The following is a 4000-nucleotide window of genomic DNA, read 5'->3' on the forward strand; positions in this document are numbered from 1 at the left end:
TTTTTCGCTCGATACCCTTGCGTAAAGGCCTATTCTCATCCCTTGCATCTTTTACCTCCTTGCTTTTGACTTGGATGGTTTCAGCAGGGATGATCTGTTCGTACGCTGCTTCAAGCCTCTCTTCTCTACCGAAGACGTAGATGCTTTCAATCGTGATTTGCCACTTGGGCTTTCGTTTTTGCTTGGGCATGGAGCTTCCCCGGAGCAACCTTGAATCTCGGAGTCCATGACTCCCCACCGGTAATGGGCAAACTTACGCCCTTCTGCATAAATTCCATGATTTCGCAGTGATATTATCATGTTAAACGAGATTGTGTCAATTGCGTCCGGGGACTCGTTTCCCCGATTTTGGCTAACCTCTATCTACACAAAGTTCTCGATCAATGGTTCTACGAATCGTTCATCAAAGAACTGAATGGCGAGACTCTTCTTGTCAGGTACTGTGACGATTTCTGTATAGCCTGTCGTAATAAAGGCGATGCGGAAAAGGTACTGGAACAACTGCACAAGCGATTTTCTGAGTTCGGCTTAACGCTTCATGCAGACAAGACCCACATTGTGCCCTTCTGCCGACCATTCCCAAATCAAACCAAAACCAGGAAAGTCCATACGGAAACGTTTGACCTCCTTGGTTTCACGTTTTTTTGGGGGTTGACAAGGCGCGGACACTGGATAGTCAAGAGAATAACTTCGCGAAAGCGGTTCAGCCGCTCATTGAGGAATCTCTCAGACTGGTGCAGGCAACATATGCATGATCCCATTCGAGTCCAACTCGAAGGAATCGTCCTTAAGCTGCGTGGTCACAAAAATTATTTTGGGGTCATCGGCAACTCGAGGCGTTGCGACTTATTCCAATACTTTGGCTTGGCAATCTGGAGAAGCTGGCTTTCCCGCCGATCCAATAGCGGTTACGTCGACCTTGCAAGAATGTCTCGAATTCTTCAGCTACACCCTTACTTCAGAAGACGGACAGCAACGGGCTAGCGAAACGATTGATTGAAGAGCCGGATGCCTTAATTGGGCAAGTCCGGATCTGTGGGAGCCTGGGGGGCGCAAGTTCCTTGGGCCACCCGGCGTTTAATAGCTCTTGCCGGGAAGCGGAATTCAGCTATGCAGCCTCTATAACAAATCATGTGCAAAACTACACTGATGAAAATCCGATTGATTTCCAGCTCAAGCTTTCGAATTGATCACAGAGTAAAACAATTCAAAGTGTAGAAAATTCGGTATGAAATTCTGAGCAAAAGAATGGAACTGAAATCTCACCAAGCCCGCCTTTGCAAAGTGATACGCCTCAAGGTGCGTTCCGGTATGTAAGTGCCTCAGCAATCAACCGTTTGACAGCGTTCCCGCCTCGTTGGGTTGTGTTGTGTTTGCAGATGCCGAGTGAGGACTCATCTGGATTCGCCAGCAATCATGCCGCCATGGAATGGAAGACCTCAGCAGAGGTGTATCCCTTCCCAAAAAGCGACCTTGGTAGATTTCATATAGATCAGGATGTAGAACGGAATGAAAGTGCATGGTCAGACAGAGTCGTCAGATTTAATTATTATCCACAGAGATTTTGCCAAGGACCATTGTGGACAGAGCTTGAATCAAAGGAAAATCTCACCATGCCGCCAGATATTGACGGATATTGAGGGGCTGGATAAGCCTAACATGGATCAGGCACGTCTGAGTTCCATTGGTTATAAATATGAAAGAGTGATAAGACTTGATGGTCGAGTAACGCGATCACGTTCGCACAACCGTTCAAGAAAGGCCCATTATGATCAGTATCGACCGCTTCATTCTGTTGTCCGTCCTCGTCCTTCAGCTCGCAGGTTGCAGTAGCAGCCGTAAAGCTGATAATAAAAGCAGCTTAAATATCACAAACGGCAAGGCCATTCCAGCGGAAGAATACTCTTCTGTTGTTTTGATCGAAATTGCGTTTGAGTCTGAGGACAAAGTGACAAAAGCGAGATGCTCCGGAACCTTTGTGAGCGTCAACCAGATTTTAACATCAGCTCACTGCGTTCTGAATGAAGAGCGAGACAAGATTGGAAAGGTCTCCTACCTCGCGCAAGACAGCGATCAAAACTTTAAAACAGTTGCAGTTGCAGAGAGTGTTAAACCCAATCCGCAATATGATGGTACAGAGCTACACGATTTAGCGATAGTCACGTTTGCAGAGAACATAGCCCCTTCCGTGTCCATCATTGCGCAGGATGCCCCTAAATTGGGCACCTCATTGACTCTTGTGGGCTTTGGCAGCAATCAAGCAACTCTAGCAGATGACGAAGAAAGCTGGAATGAATCGGGTGCTGGGGTAAAAAGAATCGGAACCAATACCCTGGTCTATAGGAAGGATGGCATTATTCAAGTCACTGGCGTGCTGGGCCCCAACCCGAGCCTACCGGATTTTGAAGGCAAGGTTGCTGCCGCGGCTTCAGGTGATTCGGGCAGCCCACTTTATGCCAGCAACCAAATTGTTGGAGTTGCTTCGAAGGCTGGGCCCACCAAGAGGCCAGTCGGTGGAACGGTCTTCCAGACTGAATATACAGATCTCACAAGTCCTGAAAGTAAAGCATTTTTGAGCACCATAAATCTGACTTCGACAGTAGACACGACAAGGAAACCGACGCCGATACCGACAGTAACGGTAACACCTGGCGCACCTGGAACAGGTCGGTTTCCAGAAATCGTAAGTTCGATTTCAGGTGGAAGCGGTTGCCCTTTAAACGATGTGAAAGCTGTAAGAGACGACATTTCTGGCCTTCTGACTTTGGAATATACAGGGCTCACGGCGAATACAGCGAATCTGCAGGCTTTCTGTAGATACTCGCTCTCACTCAATATCCCTCAAAACATGCGACTGGTTGTCGAGCCTGCGACCGACGCTCGGGTGAATATTGAAGCTGCGCTTTCAGCAGATGGCGGTAAAGTAAACGGCAGCTATTATTTCAACAGTAATTTCAATGCGACTGCGAACTTCGCAGAAACCACTGTTCCGGCTGGCGACGCTCAGACATTGAATCCACCGATCGCAGCCACCACTGTGCGATCAGGATGCGGTACGCAAGAGATCTTGCACTTCGTTACAACCGCTCAGGTTCGCCGGGGAATAGGAACTTTGACGGTGAAAGCCGTAGGGCCCTTCCTCTTTAAACTCATAGAATGTCCTTGATTTGCAGGTGTTTTGTTTTTTTGGGTTTGTTGCGTTTGCAAACTCTGGGTGGGAAAATGTCTGGAGTCGCGAGCAGTCATGCAGCCAGGGAATAAAAGATTTCAGCAGAGGTTTTACCGTCTGCCCTGATCTGCCGTTTTCGAATGATCTTCATCGACTCAAACCCACCAATTGTAATCGTTGCCGTTCGAAACCTCCCAAAGCCCAAGGTGGCTCTGCATAGCTGCTTGATGGGCCTATGGTCCTGCTCGATAATGGTGTTCAAATATTTGTTCTGACGAATTTCGATATCGGCTCCAGCGTCGTCGTTATAATCCATTGATGGCAGATGTGTTGGCTCCGCTTTTGTCGATATTGATCTTTATCGGTTCATCGCTTGACTTGATTGCCTTGCACAGGAAGCGCTTTGCAGCTTTTCCATCCCGCTTTGCCGTGAGCAAATAATCGACGGTATTGCCTTCCTTATCCACGGCCCGGTAGAGGTATTTCCACTGGCCTTTGACCTTGATATACGGGTGAGTAGACCCTGGCGTTTCATCCAGAGTCCCTCTTAAAACCGGACGGGAACCTCTCGGCTCATCCGGCTTCCACCGATCTAATCTTTTAGAGCTGGTTTAAAAAGTTGCCAGTCACTGCTTTCAAGTCAACCGTCGCAACATAAGACGGATCATCCCTATATATACAAAGGCTTCACTTGACGAAGGAAGCCTCTCATAATCCTTGCTCAACCGCCGATTCCTTCCAAGCCATCCAAACGTTCTCTCCACGATCCATCTCATTGGCAGAACCTTGAATCCTTTCTCGTCGTCCGAACGTTTGACAATTTCAAGAATA

The 4000-nt window shown here is 48.0% G+C and carries 6 protein-coding genes; 2 read left to right on the forward strand and 4 right to left on the reverse strand.

Annotated features, from left to right (window positions below):
- On the reverse strand, positions 1-190 hold a 190-nt coding region (locus VE954_RS19395), incomplete at its 3' end, for a hypothetical protein (RefSeq protein ID WP_324955791.1).
- A gap of 158 nt (positions 191-348) precedes the next feature.
- Between VE954_RS19395 and VE954_RS44325 the strand changes: the two genes are divergently transcribed.
- Positions 349-984 carry a reverse transcriptase domain-containing protein gene (locus tag VE954_RS44325; protein ID WP_414699017.1) on the forward strand — a complete coding sequence of 212 codons (636 nt, stop codon included), beginning with the start codon at positions 349-351 and terminating at the stop codon, positions 982-984.
- A 784-nt stretch (positions 985-1768) separates the two neighbouring features.
- Entirely contained in the window at positions 1769-3166 is a 1398-nt protein-coding gene (locus tag VE954_RS19405) for a trypsin-like serine protease (protein ID WP_324955795.1), read from the forward strand.
- A gap of 76 nt (positions 3167-3242) precedes the next feature.
- Here VE954_RS19405 and VE954_RS44330 read toward each other — a convergent pair whose 3' ends face one another.
- The 3 genes from VE954_RS44330 to VE954_RS19410 form a co-directional block, all read right to left on the reverse strand.
- On the reverse strand, positions 3243-3485 hold the full coding sequence (locus VE954_RS44330) for a DDE-type integrase/transposase/recombinase (protein WP_414699018.1): 243 nt from the start codon (positions 3483-3485) through the stop codon (positions 3243-3245).
- Positions 3475-3636 carry a DDE-type integrase/transposase/recombinase gene (locus VE954_RS44335; RefSeq protein ID WP_414699019.1) on the reverse strand — a complete coding sequence of 54 codons (162 nt, stop codon included), beginning with the start codon at positions 3634-3636 and terminating at the stop codon, positions 3475-3477. The genes VE954_RS44330 and VE954_RS44335 overlap by 11 nt, the downstream gene beginning before the upstream one ends.
- A gap of 168 nt (positions 3637-3804) precedes the next feature.
- Positions 3805-4000 (reverse strand): transposase (locus tag VE954_RS19410; RefSeq protein ID WP_324955797.1); only part of this gene is annotated, 196 nt, incomplete at its 5' end.

The sequence above is a fragment of the Oligoflexus sp. genome (genome assembly GCF_035638955.1).
Classification (GTDB): Bacteria; Bdellovibrionota_B; Oligoflexia; order Oligoflexales; family Oligoflexaceae; genus Oligoflexus.

Excerpts from the sequence above, each read along its gene's own strand:
- VE954_RS44330 (WP_414699018.1), bottom strand. The coding sequence starts at position 3,485 with ATGGATTATAACGACGACGCTGGAGCCGATATCGAAATTCGTCAGAAC.
- VE954_RS19405 (WP_324955795.1), top strand. The coding sequence starts at position 1,769 with ATGATCAGTATCGACCGCTTCATTCTGTTGTCCGTCCTCGTCCTTCAG.